The following is a 16,081-nucleotide window of genomic DNA, read 5'->3' as shown; positions in this document are numbered from 1 at the left end:
GCGATTTCCGCGGCGATCGAAGGTAGAGAGGCCGCGCCCGGCAACCGCTGGCACTGCGCCTTCTGGACGGCGTGCCTCTGTGCGACGCATCCCCGGCCACGGCATATGTCAGGAGCACCTGGCGCCGAAGACGCTGGCAATGGAGCGCCGGCGCGTTATCGTGGCCTGATCAACCGGGGGGTGCGATCATGCTGAAAACCTTTGCCTTTGCCGCTTCGCTGACCGCCGCCCAAGTGGCCGCCGTGCCGGGGGCGCACGCTGCCGATCCGGCTCCGGCGGCGACGCCGCACACGCCGACCGACCTCGAAAAGGCGCAGGACGCGCTCGCCGCAAACCGGTTCGATGACGCCCTGGCGCTTGTCGATCCGATCATCGCCAAGGCGCTCGCGGGCGACGCCAAGTCATCCAGTGCGGTGTGCCCGGGGGATGCCGTCCAGTTCCTGCAAGCGATCATGGCCAAGTCGGATCCCAACCTTGTCGTCTCGGTCGACAATGACTGGTGCCGAGCCATGTTTATCAAGGGTTTCGTTCTCAACGCGCTCAATCGCAACGAGGAGGCCGCCGATACGCTTGGCGTGTTGGTCAAGCATGACAGGAACAGGCCCAACGTCTGGGCCGAATACGCCTACGCGCTCGTGCAGTCGCAGCAGCTCGACGCGGCGCAAAAGGCCTATCAGCGCGCTGCGGCTCTGGCCGGAAAGATGCCGGCCGAGGCCGATCGCCACCATTGGCGCGCGGTCGCGCTGCGCGGGCAGGGCTACATCGCGTTCGACCGCGCCAATTGGGCCGAAGCCGAAAAGCTTTACCGCGCCAGCCTGGTTGAGGAACCCGGCAACCCGATCGCCACGTCGGAACTGGCCCAGATCGCCCAGCGCCGCGCGCAATAGCGGTCAGTTCGCGGCAAACATCGCCTCGACGTTGCCGGCGTTGGCGGCAAGCCTCGCGGCAACGCGGCGGCGGCCGTCGTGATAGGCCAGCGCCGGGTCGCTGCGCCCCTCGGCGCGAAGCCTGGCGGCCTCCACATCGCTGAGCGTGCTTTCGCGCGCAACATAGTCGCAATAGCCTTCGCGCAGCCACTGCGGAAGGGCGATGTCGGTGGCGACGATGCCCAGGCGTTTTCGTTCCATGCCGTGGCAGGTCTCGTGCGCCAGCACGCCCGACAGCGTGCGCGTGCGGCGATAGCCGTTGACGATCCGGTCGCCGGCAAGGTCGCTGCGGTTCATCAGCAGAGCGCCGCCGACCGCGCGGGTGACGGCGAAGGCATCGCGGCTTTGCAAGGCAAGCCAGTTCCAGCGCCAACCACCGCGCGTCAGGAAGACATGGCGCCGCTCACCGGACCGATCGGCGAGCGGGCTTGCCGCGACCAGCGCGGCGGCGCGCGCGGTCACGCGGTCGAGCTCGGCCTGCGGCAGCGGCCTTTCCGACCACACATCGCTGCCGTTCGAGACGGCATGGTAGGGAAACGCCAGAAGCTGCGGCGCGGCCAGCGGCGAGACGAACGCGGCGAACGCCCCGTAAGTCCCGATCCGCAGCGCGCGCCGCCGCGTCATCAGGCCCAGCCGGACATTTCGGTCTCGAGGTTCTGGACGATTGCCTCGAAGAACTGCTCGGTGGTCATCCACGGCTGTTCCGGACCGATCAGGATCGCGAGATCCTTGGTCATCTTGCCGCTTTCGACGGTGGCGATGCAGACCCGTTCCAGCGTCTCGGCAAACTTGACCACGTCGGGGGTGCCATCGAACTTGCCACGGTACATCAGCCCGCGCGTCCAGGCGAAGATGCTGGCGATCGGGTTGGTGCTGGTCGACTTGCCCTGCTGGTGCTGGCGGTAGTGCCGCGTGACCGTGCCGTGCGCAGCCTCCGCCTCGACCGTCTTGCCGTCTGGCGTCATCAGAACCGAGGTCATCAGGCCAAGCGAGCCGAAGCCCTGCGCAACCTGATCCGACTGGACGTCACCGTCGTAGTTCTTGCACGCCCACACGAACTTGCCCGACCACTTGAGCGCGCTGGCGACCATGTCGTCGATCAGGCGATGTTCGTAGACGATGCCGGCGGCGGCGAACTTTTCCTTGAAGCCCTCGGTCTCGTAGACCTCCTGGAACAGGTCCTTGAAGCGGCCGTCGTACTTCTTGAGGATCGTGTTCTTGGTCGACAGGTAGACCGGCCAGCCCAGGTTGAGGCCATAATTCATCGAGGCGCGCGCGAAATCGCGGATCGAATCGTCAAGATTGTACATCGCCATCGCAACGCCGGCCGACGGAAACTTGAACACTTCGAGGTCCAGCGATTCGCCGTTGTCGCCATCGAACACCAGCCGCAGCGTTCCCGGTCCCGGAATCAGCGTATCGGTGGCGCGGTACTGATCGCCATAAGCGTGGCGCCCGACGACGATCGGGTCGGTCCATCCCGGAATCAGGCGGGGCACGTTCTGGATCACGATCGGCTCGCGAAAGATGGTCCCGCCCAGGATGTTGCGGATCGTGCCGTTAGGGCTCTTCCACATCGACTTGAGGTTGAATTCCTCGACCCGCGCCTCGTCCGGGGTGATCGTCGCGCACTTAACCGCCACGCCGTACTGCTTGGTCGCTTCGGCCGAATCGATGGTGATCTGGTCGCCCGTTTCGTCGCGCTTCTCGACGCTGAGGTCGTAGTACTTCAGGTCGATGTCGAGGTAGGGCAGGATCAGCCGCTCGCGGATCCACTGCCAGATGATACGGGTCATCTCGTCGCCGTCCATTTCGACGACGGGGTTCTTCACCTTGATCTTGGCCATGCCCATCCTGCTTCTACCGGGGAGAAATTCTGGCGCGTCCTTAGGAAGCGGCGCGCCGCCATGCAAGTTTTCGCCTTTACCGGCCGCGCCAGCTGGCTCATCGACAGGCAAGGCTGTGATGGAGAGCGAGATGAGCGAAGTTCTGACCGAGGCCCGCGACGGCGTCCTGATCGTCACCATCAACCGGCCCGAGGCGAAGAACGCGATGAACCAGGCCGCCGCGCAGGGGATCGCCGCGGCGATGGACCGCCTGGAAGCGGATCCGGCGCTGCGGGTCGCGATCCTGACCGGCGCTGGCGGGACGTTCTGCTCCGGCATGGACCTCAAGGGCTTCCTGCGCGGCGAATCGCCGCACGTCGACGGGCGCGGCTTCGGCGGGCTCAGCCAATGGACGCCCAGCAAGCCGCTGATCGCCGCGGTCGACGGCTACGCGCTGGCGGGCGGAATGGAACTTGCACTGGCCTGCGACCTGATCGTTGCCGGCGCAGGCGCGAAGTTCGGCATTCCCGAGGTCAAGCGCGGCCTGTTCGCGGCCGCCGGCGGGGTCACCAGGCTGCCACGCCAGATTCCGCAGCGCATCGCGATGGAACTGGCGCTGACCGGCGATTTCATCGACGCCGCGCGCGCTTACGAACTGGGCTTCATCAACCGCGTCACCGAAGGCCCGGCGCTGGACGGCGCCCTGGCGCTGGCCGCGGCGATCGCAAAGAACGGCCCGCTGGGCCTCGCCGCGTCGAAGGCCATCATCCGCGAATCCCACGCCTGGAACGATGCGGAGATGTGGGACCGGCAAAAGCCGCATTACGACCGCGTCTTCACCAGCCAGGACGCGCGCGAAGGCGCCGCCGCTTTTGCCGAAAAGCGGGCGCCCGACTGGCAAGGCAAATAGCCACGAAAAAGCCCGCCGCGGCGCAGCCGGGCGGGCTTTTCGGGATGGTGGTGGGCGTAGCAAGGATTGAACTTGCGACCCCTACGATGTCAACATAGTGCTCTACCACTGAGCTATACGCCCGGGCCATCACCGCGCCCGGTCGCCCGGGCAGGGGGCGCCTTTAGCGGCGCCTTCCCGGCGATGCAAGCCGGTCTTTGCTTCCCCTTCGCGTACCGGGACCCCAACGCGGCGCAGCGCGTTGGTAAGGTAGGAAAAGGAGAGCACCCATGGCCGACCGCGACCCGATGAGCGGCGACGAAGACCAGTCCCCCTCGACCCAGATCGACGAGGAAAAAGGCCGCATCAAGCAGCCCCAGCAGCAGGATGGCGCCGAAAAGAACCTGCCGCGTGGATCCGAAGCGGAAACCCACGCCCGCAAGTAAAGGCTAACCGCCGATCACGCCCTTGATGGCGGCGATGGCCTCCCCGGCCTTGTCGCCGTCGGGGCCGCCGCCCTGCGCCATGTCCGGCCGCCCGCCGCCGCCCTTGCCACCCAGCGCCTCGACGGCTGCGCGCACGAGATCGACCGCGCTGAATCGGCCGGTAAGGTCATCGGTGACCGCAACCGCCACGCTGGCGCGCCCGTCGTTGACCGCGACGAGCGCCGCAATCCCGGAGCCGATCCGGGTCTTCGCCTGGTCGAGCAGTCCGCGCAGTTCCTTGGCATCCAGGCCGTCGATGACCTGGCCGCTGAAGGTGACGCCGTTGACGCTTTCGTCGGCGGCTTGGGCGGTCCCGCCACCGCTGCCGAGCGCAATCGCCTTCTTCGCGTCGGCCAGCTCGCGCTCGAGCCGGCGGCGTTCCTCGACAAGCGCGGCAACGCGCGCCTCGGCCTCGTCGGGCGAGGTCTTGAGCGTTGCGGCGATACCCTTGAGCGCGTCCTCGCGGCGCACCAGCCAGGCGCGCGCGCCCTCGCCGGTCAGCGCCTCGATCCGGCGCACGCCCGAGGAAACCGCGCTTTCGGAGATGATGCGGAACACGCCGATATCGCCGGTGGCGTCGACATGGGTGCCGCCGCACAGCTCGACCGAATAATTGCGGCCTTCAGCGCCGGTGCGGCCCATGCTGAGCACGCGAACCTCATCGCCGTACTTTTCGCCGAACAGCGCCATCGCGCCGGCGTCGATCGCCTCGTCCGGGCTCATCAGCCGGGTGGTGACCGCCTCGTTGTGGCGGATCTCGGCGTTCACTTCGCTCTCGATCGCGGCGATGTCGGCGGCGGACAGCGCAGCGGGATGCGAGAAGTCGAACCGCAGCCGATCGTGCGCGACCAGCGAACCCTTCTGCGTCACGTGGTTGCCGAGCCGGTGCCGCAGCGCGGAATGAAGCAGGTGTGTGGCCGAGTGGTTGGCGCGGGTGCCGTCGCGGCGCTCGGCATCGACCGCCAGGTTGACCGTCTCGCCCACGGCGATCCGGCCGCTTTCGACGCGCGCGTGCATGGCGTGCAGGCGCCCCAGCGGCTTCGATGTGTCGGTGACGGTCAAGCGCAGGCCGCCCGGACCGACGATCGTCCCGGCGTCACCCGCCTGGCCGCCGCTTTCGCCGTAGAACGGGGTCTGGTTAGTCAGCACGATGACCGTGTCGCCGGCCTCGGCTGACCCGACTTCGGCGCCGTCCTTGACCAGTGCCACGACGCGGCCCTCGCCCTGGGTCGAGGTGTAGCCGGTGAATTCGCTGGCGCCCTCGCGCTCGGCGATGTCGAACCAGACCTCGCCCGCGGCGGCTTCGCCCGACCCCTTCCACGCCGCCCGCGCGGCGGCCTTCTGGCGGTCCATCGCCGCGTCGAAGCCGGCCCGGTCCACCCCGATGCCGCGCGCGCGCAGCGCATCTTCGGTCAGGTCGTAGGGAAAGCCGAAGGTGTCGTAGAGCTTGAAGGCGGTTTCGCCCGGCAGCTCGCCGCCCTCGCCCATCGTTCCCGTGGCCTCGTCCAGCAGCTTCAGGCCGTTCGCCAGGGTGCGACGGAACTGGATTTCCTCGCGCTGAAGGGTTTCCTCGATCAGCGGCTGGGCGCGGCCAAGTTCGGGATAGGCCTGGCCCATCTCGGCCACAAGCGCGGGCACCAGGCGGTGCATCAACGGATCGCGCGCGCCCAGAAGGTGCGCGTGGCGCATCGCGCGGCGCATGATCCGCCGCAGCACATAGCCGCGCCCTTCGTTCGAAGGCAGCACACCGTCGGCAAGCAGGAAGCTGGTCGATCGCAAGTGATCGGCGATCACGCGGTGGCTGGCGATCGTGTCGTCGTCGCTGGCGGCGCCGACCAGCGCCTGGCTGTTTTCGATCAGGTGCGCAAAGGTATCCGTGTCGAAGACGTTGCGCTTGCCCTGCAGCACGCTGGCGATGCGTTCCAGCCCCATGCCGGTGTCGATGCTGGGGCGCGGCAGATCACCGACGATCTCCTCTGCCGCCTGGACGTACTGCATGAACACGAGGTTCCATACCTCGACAAACCGGTCGCCGTCCTCTTCGGGCGATCCCGGCGGGCCGCCGTGCACGTCGGGCCCGTAATCGTAGAAGATTTCCGAACAGGGACCGCACGGGCCGTCGGGCCCGGCCGCCCAGAAGTTGTCCTTGGTGGCGATGCGGATGATCCGCTCGTCCGGCAGGCCGGCGATCTTCTTCCAGAGGTCGAAGGCCTGGTCGTCGGTATGATAGACGGTGACGGTCAGACGGTCCTTCGGGAGGCCCAGTTCCTTATGGACCAGGCCCCAGGCCAGCTCGATCGCGCGTTCCTTGAAATAGTCTCCGAAGCTGAAATTGCCGAGCATCTCGAAGAAGGTGAGGTGGCGCGCGGTGTAGCCGACGTTGTCGAGGTCGTTGTGCTTGCCGCCGGCGCGGACGCACTTCTGCGACGAGGTGGCGCGCGGGACGGCCCGCGTCTCCAGCCCCGTGAATACGTTCTTGAACGGCACCATGCCGGCGGCGACGAACATCAGGGTCGGGTCGTTGTAGGGCACCAGCGGCGCGCTCTGCACCACCTCGTGCCCGTTCGAACCGAAGTAATCGAGGAAAGACCGGCGGATTTCGTTCGTCGTCAGCATGACCGAGCCGATATAGGGCGCCGCGCCGCGGAACAAGCGGCGTTAACCGATCACTTCGATCGCTTGCCCCGCTTCGGTTCGGGCACGATCACGCTAAGGGCGCCGGGCAGCGTCTTGAACACTACCGGGCGGGTCAGCGAAACGACCTCGCCGTCGAGCGCGACGTCGATCGGGCCCTTGCCGTCCACCACGATCCGCCTGGCATCGAATTCCTCTTCGAAGTCGTTCGAGGGGTCGGCACGCCCGACCAGCGCGCGCGCCGCGAATGCGGCCAGCCCGAGCGGACGCTGCGCCGCGACCGCATAAAGCGAAAGGGTCCCGTCGCTGAGCGATTCGCGCGCGCCGACCTTGCCCTTGGCGAACGAATAGCGGTTGTTCCCGATGAACAGCAGCGGCGTGCGCAGATCGCGCCGCTTGCGATCGACGACCAGATCGAACGCCTGTGCGCGCCACTGGCGGACCGTCGCCACCGCGGCCGGCACGGTGGCCAGCCACTTGGGCGCGGAATGGGCTTCGCGTTCGCGCACCAGGCAGGTGTAGATGCCGAGCGAGGCATTATTGACGAAAACTCGTTTGCCAGCGCAGCCGATATCGATCTGGCGGTGATAACCATCGACCGCGACCGACGCCGCTTCGGGCAAGTCCTCCGGGATACCAAGTTCGAGGGCAAGGTGATTGCGGGTGCCGAGCGGCAGGATCGCGAGCGACGTACGCGAATCGGCCAGCACGCCGGCCGCCCCGCCCAGGGTGCCGTCGCCGCCGCCGACCACGACCGCACGCTTGCCGACGTGGCGCTGCACCGCGGCGACGATATCCTTGCCCTCGACCAATGCGAGCGCAATCGCCCGTCCAGCCTTGTCGAAAGCGTCGTGAACCGTGTCGGCCAGCTTGTCGCCCAGCCGGGTGGCGGTCCCGCCCGAGGCGTTGATGATGACAGGAAGGGGCTGGGCCATTGGGGGGACGAATGCGCGGGGCGGCCGGCAGTTCCGCACGGCGGCTCAGCGTGTTGCAGAGACCACCCAGATCGATGCCGCCGGGGCGACCCGGCCCGATTTGTTCATCGCCGCAACGGCCCGGCGCAGTGCCGCGAGGCCATCAGCGCGCGGCTCGGGCGCCATCGCCGCAAGCGCGGCGGCGGCCGGGCCGATGCGCGCGAAGAACGCGGTCGCCTGGTCGACGGCCTCGTCGCCCTCGCCGGCAATGAACGCAGTGTCGGCGCGGCGCATCGTGATGTCGCGCCAGCCGGCCGCAGCCAGCATCGCCGCGGTCCAGTCCCGGTCACGGAAACCGAACGGGCCCGGCGCATAGCCATCCGCGACCGACATCGCACGCCCAACGGCGCGCGACGGTTCGGTCGCCCACGGGTTGTCGGCAAGGTCGCGAAAGCAGGTAAATGCCAGCGACGCGCCGGGTGCGGCGATGCTGTGCAAATGCGAGAAGGTGCGCACCGGGTCGTCGAAGAACATGACCCCGTGGCGCGAAACGAGCAGGTCGGGTGCGCGATCAGGCTGCCAGTCCAGCACGTCGGAGACCGCGAACCTGCAGCGTGCGTCGTCGCCCGCGCGCGCACGTGCCGAGGCGATCAGGTCCGGGGAAATGTCGACGCCCGTCATGACCGCATCGGGCCGGCGTCGGATGAGTGCCAGCGCAAGCTCGCCCGCCCCGCAGCCGATGTCGAGCATCACACGGCCGGGCAAAGTGTCGATCGTCTTCACAAGCTCGGCGGTGATGCCCCGAAACGCCCGGTCGGTGGCCTGGTGGCTGCCCGCCCAGTTCTGGCCGACGCGGCCCTGCCATTCTTCTCCGCTCGTCATGCCAGGAAGCTACAGCCCCCGGCCCGCGGCACACAACGAAAAACCGGCGCGGGCCAAAAAGGCGCCGCGCCGGTCTCCCGGTTACGCGGACCGGGCGGTCCCCTGGCTTGGGGACGGGAACCGCCCGGTCACGCTCTTCCGAAATGTCAGATGTCGGTATCCGCGTCCGGGCCGGCCATCATCTCTTCGGCAAGACCTTCGGTGCGGCCGCGAATGGCGGCTTCCAGCCGGTCACAAATTTCCGGGTTGTCCTTGAGGAACTGCTTCGAGTTCTCGCGGCCCTGGCCGATGCGGACGCTGTCGTAGCTGAACCAGGCACCCGACTTCTCCACGATACCGGCCTTGACCCCGAGATCCAGGATCTCGCCGATCTTGGAGACGCCCTGGCCGTACATGATGTCGAATTCGACCTGTTTGAACGGCGGCGCGACCTTGTTCTTCACGACCTTCACGCGGGTGGCGTTGCCCACGATTTCGTCGCGGTCCTTGATCTGGCCGGTGCGGCGGATGTCGAGCCGGACCGAGGCGTAGAACTTCAGCGCGTTGCCACCCGTCGTCGTCTCAGGGTTGCCGTACATCACGCCGATCTTCATGCGCAGCTGGTTGATGAAGATCACCATGCAGCGCGAACGACTGATCGAGCCGGTCAGCTTGCGCAGCGACTGGCTCATCAAGCGGGCCTGGAGGCCGACGTGGCTGTCGCCCATCTCGCCCTCGATTTCGGCCCGGGGAACCAGCGCGGCGACCGAATCGACCACCAGCACGTCGATCGCGTTCGAACGCACCAGCGTATCGACGATCTCAAGCGCCTGTTCGCCGGTGTCGGGCTGCGAGACGATCAGTTCGTCGATGTCGACGCCCAGCTTTTTGGCATAGACCGGGTCGAGCGCGTGCTCTGCATCGACGAACGCGGCGGTGCCGCCGGTCTTCTGCGCCTCGGCGATCACGTGGAGCGCCAACGTGGTCTTGCCCGAGCTTTCCGGCCCGTAGATCTCGATGACGCGGCCGCGCGGCAAGCCGCCGACGCCGAGTGCGATGTCGAGCCCGAGCGAACCGGTGGAAATCGCCTCCACCTGCATCGTTTCCTTGGAGCCCAGCTTCATCGCGCTGCCCTTGCCGAACGCGCGATCGATCTGCGCCAGCGCCGCTTCGAGCGCCTTCTGACGATCCATTGTTTCCTTGCCTTCCTGAATCAGCTTGAGTGCTGCAGCCATGTCATGTCCCCTTTGCCTAAGCCGCCGACCCGGAAGGTCAACTGCGACTCGCTGTACCGGCTTTGTTCCATGAGAACAAGAGTGGAACACGAAATTTTTGCTGGCGCTTGCGCCGAGCTCGGGACGCGGCGCAGTTGAGCCGGTTCGCGATCGCGGTTGCCGGTTGCGGTCCGGGCGGTCTTGCTGCCGCGACGATGCTGGCCCGCGCCGGTCACCATGTGACGGTGTTCGACCGCTTCGCAGCGCCCCGGCCGATCGGTTCAGGGCTGATGTTGCAACCTACCGGCATGGCGGTGCTGGAAAGCCTGGGACTGCGCGGTGCCATCGCCGCGCGCGGCGCGCCGATCGCTACGTTGCTGGGCCGCAACGAATCGGGCCGCGCGGTCCTCGATGCACGCTACGCCGACCTGCCAGGTCCGCGCACGGTCGGGCTCGGCATACATCGGGCGAGCCTGTTCGGGGTGCTGCACGACGCCGCCCGCGCCGCCGCAATTTCGATCCGCACCGGTCATGAGGTTGCCGCGAGCCACGTCACCCGCGCCGGCCGCTGGCTGTCGTTCGCCAGCCAGCCCGACGACGGTCCGTTCGATCTTGTCGTCGATGCGCTCGGCCTGCGCACGCCGCTGGCCGCCCCGTGCGGCCGCGAACTGCCGTTCGGCGCCTTGTGGACGACGCTGCCCTGGCCGGCCGACGGGCCGTTCCGTCGCGACCGGCTCGAGCAACGCTACCGCGCGGCGCGAGAAATGATCGGCGTGCTTCCGATCGGCGCGCGCGCGGGCGGGCCGGACGAGCTGGCGCTGTTCTGGTCGTTACCGGTCGCGGCCTACCCGCGCTGGCGCGACCGCGGCCTGGACCGATGGCGAAGCGATGTCGCGGCGCTTTGGCCGGAATGCGCCCCGCTGGCCGAATCGATCGACCAGCCGGAGGTCCTCACGCTGGCGCGCTATGCGCATCGCACCTTGCGCGCACCGGCGGGCGAACGCCTGGTCCACATCGGCGATGCCTGGCACACCGCCAGCCCGCAGTTGGGCCAGGGCGCCAATATGGCCTTGCTCGACGCCGCCGCCGTCACAGCGGCACTGGCGCTTACGGGCGACCCCAGCGATGTGCCGGCGATGGCCGTGCACCTGCGCGCGGCGCACGTGACGCTGTACCAGTGGATTACGGCGCTGTTCACGCCGCTTTATCAATCGCAGCAGGGCTGGCCCGCCAACCTGCGCGACCGGGTCCTCGCACCGGCTTCGCGCTACTGGCCCGGCCGGACGATCCAGGCCCGGCTGCTCAGCGGACTGGTCGGCAGGCCCCTGCACCGGCTCGGCCTGGAGCGGCACGATTATTCCGCGCTGCCAGAGCCCGGTTGACCCGCGCCGCGCTCGGCCGCGAGCATGGCGCCGACCTTGTCGCCGATCTGCTGGACCGAGAATGGCTTGGCCAGGAATTCCACCCCCGCGATGCCGATCTCCTTCCTCAGCTGCTCCTCGGCATAGCCGGACATGAACAGGACGGGGATCGCGGGGCTGTTCTCCCGGATCGCGCGCACCATCGCCGGGCCGTCCATGCCGGGCATGACGACGTCGGAGACGATGAGGTCGAACTGTCCGCCGTCCTCTACCAGCGCCAGCCCCTCGTCCCCGTCGGCGGCGGGGGTGACGGTGTAGCCGGCGCGGGTCAGCGCGCGTTCGGCCACCGCGCGAACCATGTCCTCGTCCTCGACAAGCAACACGCGGCCGCCGCCGGCCCAACTGCTGTCGGCGTCGGCGGCGCGGGCGCCGGGAAGCTCGCCCGGCTGGACGTGGTAGACGGGCAGATACACGGAAAACGCCGTGCCGCGGCCCTGCTCGCTGTCGGCGAAGATGAAGCCGTTGGACTGCTTGACGATGCCGTAAACGGTCGACAGCCCCAGGCCGGTGCCCTTGCCCTGCTCTTTGGTAGTGAAGAACGGCTCGAAGATCTTGCCCAGGTTGTCGGGCGCGATGCCGGTGCCGCTGTCGCGCACGATCAGCGCGGTATAGTCGGTCTGCGGCATGATCGCGCTGCCCATGCGGCGCACGTCGGCGGCGGTGATGCGCCGGGTCGCCAGCGTGATGCGTCCGCCGCCGGCGCCCTTGCTCTGGATCGCATCGCGCGCGTTGACGACCAGGTTCATGATCACCTGGCCAAGCTGCGTCGGGTCGGCGCGGACCGCGCCCAAGTCGCGGTCGTGCGTGACGACGAACTCGATCTTCTCGCCGATCAGGCGGCGCAGCAGGTGCATCGCGTCGGAGACGACGTCGGGCAGCTGCAGCACTTCGGGACGCAGAGTCTGCTGGCGGCTGAAGGCGAGCAGCTGGCGCGTCAGGCTGGCGGCGCGGTTCGAATTGGCGCGGATCTGCTGGATATCGTCGTAATCGCTGTCGCCGGGGGTATGGCGCAGCAGCATCAGGTCGCAGGTGCCCAGGATCGCGGTCAGCACGTTGTTGAAATCGTGCGCCACGCCGCCCGCGAGCTGGCCGACCGCCTGCATCTTGGTGGCTTGCGCAATCTGGCGCTTGAGGCGCTGCTGCTCGGTGGTGTCGGTGAGGCCCAGCAGGACGACCGCCTCGCCCAGCCCGCGTACGCCGGCCAGGCTCAGGCTGACGGGCTCCTCGGCCTCGGCCTTCAGCCGCACGGCGATGTCGCCGCGCGTCGCGGGCCCCTGCGCATAGCGGCGGATCGCGTCGGACAGCGGGCCCTTGTCCTCCTGCACGACAAGGTCGGTCGGATAGATCGGCGCCGGCTCGCCCTCGCGCCCGGCGGCGCGCATGAAGGCTGGGTTGGCAAACAGCAGCCTGCCATCGCGGTCCGCCATCGCGAGGCCGAGCGGAAGCTGACCGATCAGCGCCTCGAGGTGGAGACCGCCGCCGCCGGAACCGCCGTCGCCGCCGCTGGCCGCGCCGCCGCCGATGCCGGCGCCGGCATCGGCCAGCAGCATCAGCGCCGGCGTGGCGTCGGGATCGGGTTCGCCGGCGGCAGGATCGGCCAGCGGCAGGTAATAGAGCGTCAGCGCCCCGCCCGCTTCGCCGTCACGCGCCCAGGTGATGCGGTCGCGCTCGTCCTGGTGAAGGAAACGGACGAACTCCTCGCCGGTAAGAAGTCCGGCCGGCTCGCCGGTGGCGCGCTGGGCGAAGCCGCTGCTGGCTGCCCGGACGTGTCCGTCGGGATCGACCAGCGCGGCGGCGAAACCCGCCAGCGACAGGACTTCGCCCAACTTGCCGGTGATGTGCGGAACGAGTTGGCTGGCGAGGTCGGCAAACCCGTCTTCATGGATGTGCCAGACCAGGTAATCCTCGCCGCGGCCGGCGCGGGTGACTTCGGCGCGCCAGCGGCCGGTGGGCGAACTGAGTCCCGGTGCGTGGCCGGCCCCGTCGCGCCAGCCGGCGCGGGCGGCGCGGGCCAGCCGGTCCAGCGAATCGGGTTCGACCGGCAGGCGCGGCGGCGCATTGGCCAGGCCGAACCACTCCTCGAAACGGGCGTTGGCGCAGACCAGGCGCCCGGCGCGGTCGGCAACGGCGACGGCGGCGTCGGGCCGGTCGATCGCGGCGACGGTCACCGACCAGTCGGGGACCACTTCCAGTGCCGGCGTTTCGGCGATCTTGCCGCGCCAGATCGTCCGCGCCAGCGCGCCGAACACCAACAGCGAACCGGCAAATGCGGCGCTCACCAGCGGGCTGCCGCTGGCCAGCGCGACGATCGCGATGCTGAGCACGGCGGCCCCGGCGACGATCAGCCAGTCGCGGCGCAGCAAGGCGGCGGCGGTCACGCCTGTAGCGCGGCGCGGCGCGTGCGCGCGGCGTCGAGCCGCTGGCGCCGCTTGCGCGCAACGCGTGCGCGCCACACGAAGCTGGCCACCAGGTAGCCGACCGAAGCCAGCACGCTGGCGATCACGAACAGGCCGAGCGCGGTGTCGAGCCCGGCGCCGGTCAAACGTTGCAGCAGGTCGCCGGTGTGAGTGGCCTGCATCGTTTCGCTGATCGGCGAAATCGGCACCGCGGCGTCGAGGTGGAACAGCCATTCACCGATGCGGTAAGCGGCGGCGACCAGGAACACGTAGAACACCGGGAAGCCGATGAACGTCGCCGCCAGGGCAGCAGGCAGGTTGGCTCGCACGAACAACGCGACGAAAGCAACGACGACGAAGTGCGCCAGCGGGATCATTACGCCCACGAACAGGCCCAGCGCGACGCCGCGCGGGACCGAGCGGCGGTTGAAGCGCCACACGTCGGACTGCATCAGGCGCCCCGCGACCGGTCGCAGCAGGCGGCTGCGCTCAAGCGATTCGCGCGTCGGCATGTGGTTGTGGAACCACTTCGACAGGCCGTTCATGTCGCGCTGGCCCGCTCGCCGAGAGAGCGGCGGCGGCGGCGCAGCACCAGCCAGCGCCAGGTCATCCCCGACAGCAGGTAGCCCAGCACCGCGCTCACCGTGGCCACCACGACGAGGCCGAGACCCAGCACCTTGCCTTGCGCGGTCAGCCACTCGATCAGGGCCCACACGTCGCTTATCGCCATGAATCGTTCGATCGGGCCGATGCCGCCGGCAACGTCGAAGTGCAGCAGCACGGCGCCGACCTGATAGGAGCCGGCCCAGATCAGCGGCGTGGTGAAAGGGTTGGTGATGAAGGTCGTCAGCGCTGCAACCGGCACGTTGGCCCGCATCGGCAGTGCCAGTATCGCCGCGAAGACGATCTGCGCGACCGGCACCAGGATGCCGACGACCAGCCCCAGTGCGACCCCGCGCGGGACCGAGCGGCGGTTGAAGCGCCATAGCGAGCGTTCGAGCGCGCGCGCCGGCACCCAGCGGCTTTTCGCCATCTGCTCGCGCGTCGGCATGTTGCGCCCCGCCCAGCCCGAGAAACGATCGAGCATCGCGGCTATCCGTGGTCGCGCATGATGCGCGCGGCGTCGCGCTTCCAGTCGCGTTCCTTGATCGTGGCACGCTTGTCCGCGGCGTTCTTGCCCTTGGCCAGCGCGAGTTCGACCTTGGCGCGGCCGCGGCTGTTGAAATAGATCATCAGCGGCACCAGCGTCATGCCCTTGCGTTCGACCGCGCCTTGCATCTTGTCGACCTCGCGCCGGTGCAGCAACAGCTTGCGCGGGCGCTTCGGCTCATGATTGTGGCGGTTGCCGTGGCTGAACTCGGGCACGTTGGAATTGATTAGCCAGACTTCGCCGTTCTTCACCTCGGCATAGGATTCCACGATCGACCCTTCGCCAAAGCGCAGGCTCTTCACCTCGGTCCCTGTCAGGGCGATGCCGGCCTCGAACTTGTCCTCGAGGTGATAGTCGTACTTGGCGCGCCGGTTCTCGGCCACGGTCTTGGTCTTGTCGAAAGCGGGCGGGGTCGGGCGGGCCATGCCCCTTCATCTAGGGAACCGTGCCGCCTTTGAACAGGCCCCGTCACACCAGTCCGGCGTGTTCCAGCGCCTCGTCGACCGCCTTGCGCGCCGCCGCGTTGCAGGGGACCATCGGCAGGCGCAGTTCGTTCTCGATGAAGTCGTGCACGCGGCTGAGCGCGTACTTGACCGGGCCCGGGCTGGCATCGTCGAACATCGCGTAATGCAGCGGGTAAAGCTTGTCGTTGAGCTCACGCGCGCGGGCCAGGTCGTTGGCGGCGATGGCGGCGTGGAATTCGGCGCAAAGCTGCGGCGCGACATTGGCGGTCACGGAGATGCACCCCGCCCCGCCGGCAGCGCTGTGCGGCAACCACAGCTCGTCGTCGCCCGACAGCTGGCAGAAGTCCTTGCTCAGCCCCATGCGGTGATCCGTGACGCGGCTGAGATCGCCCGAGGCGTCCTTGATGGCAACGAACCGGTCCGGGTACTTTTTCGCCAGCGCGATCACGGTCTCGGGCAGCAGGTCGGTGACCGTGCGGCCGGGCACGTTGTAAAGCACGATCGGCAACGTGGTGGCTTCGGCCAGGAAGCTGAAGTGCGCGATCAGGCCTTCCTGGCTCGGGCGGTTGTAATAGGGCGCCACGCACAGCCCGGCGGCCGCGCCGCTCTTCTTCGAGAACGCCAGGTGGAGCCGCGCGTTCATCGTGTCGTTCGATCCGCAGCCGGCGATCACCGGCACGCGCCCGGCCGCCTGCTCGATGCAGACCTCGATCACGCGGTGATGCTCGGCGTTGGACAGCGTGCTGGATTCGCCCGTCGTGCCGCAGGGAACCAGCGCCGAGGATCCCATCTCGATCTGCCAGTCGACCAGCTTGCGAAATGCCGCCTCGTCGAAAGCGCCGCCGCGGAACGGGGTAACCAGCGCGGGAATCGAGCCGGAAAACATGGACTTCACCTTTGC

Annotated in this window: 15 protein-coding genes and 1 tRNA gene; 4 read left to right on the top strand and 12 right to left on the bottom strand. The window is 68.3% G+C overall.

Annotated features, from left to right (window positions below):
• Positions 1 to 188 precede the first annotated feature (188 nt).
• On the top strand, positions 189 to 887 hold the full coding sequence (locus tag ACOYW6_RS01820) for a tetratricopeptide repeat protein (protein WP_423142127.1): 699 nt from the start codon (positions 189 to 191) through the stop codon (positions 885 to 887).
• 3 nt (positions 888 to 890) lie between these two features.
• On the opposite strand, the gene ACOYW6_RS01815 is transcribed toward ACOYW6_RS01820, so the two are convergent.
• Together ACOYW6_RS01815 and ACOYW6_RS01810 are read right to left on the bottom strand one after the other, a co-directional pair.
• Entirely contained in the window at positions 891 to 1,550 is a 660-nt protein-coding gene (locus tag ACOYW6_RS01815) for a hypothetical protein (RefSeq protein ID WP_423142126.1), read from the bottom strand.
• Positions 1,550 to 2,773, bottom strand: coding sequence for an NADP-dependent isocitrate dehydrogenase (locus ACOYW6_RS01810; protein WP_423142125.1), 1,224 nt, complete (start codon positions 2,771 to 2,773; stop codon positions 1,550 to 1,552). The genes ACOYW6_RS01815 and ACOYW6_RS01810 overlap by 1 nt, the downstream gene beginning before the upstream one ends.
• Positions 2,774 to 2,903: 130 nt before the next feature.
• On the opposite strand from ACOYW6_RS01810, the gene ACOYW6_RS01805 reads away from it, so the two are divergent.
• The gene (locus ACOYW6_RS01805) at positions 2,904 to 3,662 is read left to right on the top strand and encodes a crotonase/enoyl-CoA hydratase family protein (RefSeq protein WP_423142124.1); all 759 of its coding nucleotides are present in this window, start codon (positions 2,904 to 2,906) and stop codon (positions 3,660 to 3,662) included.
• 48 nt (positions 3,663 to 3,710) lie between these two features.
• Here ACOYW6_RS01805 and ACOYW6_RS01800 read toward each other — a convergent pair.
• Positions 3,711 to 3,785, bottom strand: a tRNA-Val gene (locus ACOYW6_RS01800).
• A gap of 146 nt (positions 3,786 to 3,931) precedes the next feature.
• Between ACOYW6_RS01800 and ACOYW6_RS01795 the strand changes: the two genes are divergently transcribed.
• On the top strand, positions 3,932 to 4,087 hold the full coding sequence (locus ACOYW6_RS01795) for a hypothetical protein (RefSeq protein WP_423142123.1): 156 nt from the start codon (positions 3,932 to 3,934) through the stop codon (positions 4,085 to 4,087).
• Positions 4,088 to 4,090: 3 nt separating this feature from the next.
• On the opposite strand, the gene alaS is transcribed toward ACOYW6_RS01795, so the two are convergent.
• The 4 genes from alaS to recA all read right to left on the bottom strand — a co-directional run bounded on the left by alaS (position 4,091) and on the right by recA (position 9,770).
• The gene (alaS, locus tag ACOYW6_RS01790) at positions 4,091 to 6,742 is read right to left on the bottom strand and encodes an alanine--tRNA ligase (RefSeq protein WP_423142122.1); all 2,652 of its coding nucleotides are present in this window, start codon (positions 6,740 to 6,742) and stop codon (positions 4,091 to 4,093) included.
• 50 nt (positions 6,743 to 6,792) lie between these two features.
• Positions 6,793 to 7,695, bottom strand: coding sequence for a diacylglycerol/lipid kinase family protein (locus ACOYW6_RS01785; RefSeq protein ID WP_423142121.1), 903 nt, complete (start codon positions 7,693 to 7,695; stop codon positions 6,793 to 6,795).
• Between the two features lie 45 nt (positions 7,696 to 7,740).
• Entirely contained in the window at positions 7,741 to 8,556 is an 816-nt protein-coding gene (locus tag ACOYW6_RS01780; protein WP_423142120.1) for a class I SAM-dependent methyltransferase, read from the bottom strand.
• A gap of 146 nt (positions 8,557 to 8,702) precedes the next feature.
• Complete coding sequence (gene recA / locus ACOYW6_RS01775; protein ID WP_423142119.1) at positions 8,703 to 9,770, bottom strand: recombinase RecA; 1,068 nt, start codon at positions 9,768 to 9,770, stop codon at positions 8,703 to 8,705.
• A gap of 134 nt (positions 9,771 to 9,904) precedes the next feature.
• On the opposite strand from recA, the gene ACOYW6_RS01770 reads away from it, so the two are divergent.
• Complete coding sequence (locus tag ACOYW6_RS01770) at positions 9,905 to 11,131, top strand: FAD-dependent oxidoreductase (RefSeq protein ID WP_423142118.1); 1,227 nt, start codon at positions 9,905 to 9,907, stop codon at positions 11,129 to 11,131.
• Here the strand turns inward: ACOYW6_RS01770 and ACOYW6_RS01765 are convergent.
• Genes ACOYW6_RS01765 through dapA form a run of 5 tightly spaced genes read right to left on the bottom strand, consistent with a single transcriptional unit; the run spans position 11,104 to position 16,066 of the window.
• A complete protein-coding gene (locus tag ACOYW6_RS01765; protein WP_423142117.1) occupies positions 11,104 to 13,548 on the bottom strand; it encodes a response regulator in 2,445 nt (814 codons plus the stop codon). The two genes, ACOYW6_RS01770 and ACOYW6_RS01765, sit on opposite strands and share 28 nt — an antisense overlap.
• Positions 13,545 to 14,111, bottom strand: a complete 567-nt coding sequence (locus tag ACOYW6_RS01760) for a DUF2062 domain-containing protein (protein WP_423142116.1) — start codon at positions 14,109 to 14,111, stop codon at positions 13,545 to 13,547. Before ACOYW6_RS01760 ends, ACOYW6_RS01765 begins: the two co-directional genes overlap by 4 nt.
• Entirely contained in the window at positions 14,108 to 14,653 is a 546-nt protein-coding gene (locus ACOYW6_RS01755) for a DUF2062 domain-containing protein (protein ID WP_423142115.1), read from the bottom strand. The genes ACOYW6_RS01760 and ACOYW6_RS01755 overlap by 4 nt, the downstream gene beginning before the upstream one ends.
• Positions 14,654 to 14,658: 5 nt before the next feature.
• Complete coding sequence (gene smpB, locus ACOYW6_RS01750; protein ID WP_423142114.1) at positions 14,659 to 15,141, bottom strand: SsrA-binding protein SmpB; 483 nt, start codon at positions 15,139 to 15,141, stop codon at positions 14,659 to 14,661.
• 43 nt (positions 15,142 to 15,184) lie between these two features.
• Entirely contained in the window at positions 15,185 to 16,066 is an 882-nt protein-coding gene (dapA, locus tag ACOYW6_RS01745) for a 4-hydroxy-tetrahydrodipicolinate synthase (protein WP_423142113.1), read from the bottom strand.
• Positions 16,067 to 16,081 lie beyond the last annotated feature (15 nt).

It is taken from the genome of Parablastomonas sp. CN1-191 (assembly GCF_049354825.1).
GTDB lineage: Bacteria > Pseudomonadota > Alphaproteobacteria > Sphingomonadales > Sphingomonadaceae > Novosphingobium.
This window is presented reverse-complemented; position numbering and strand designations above follow the sequence as displayed.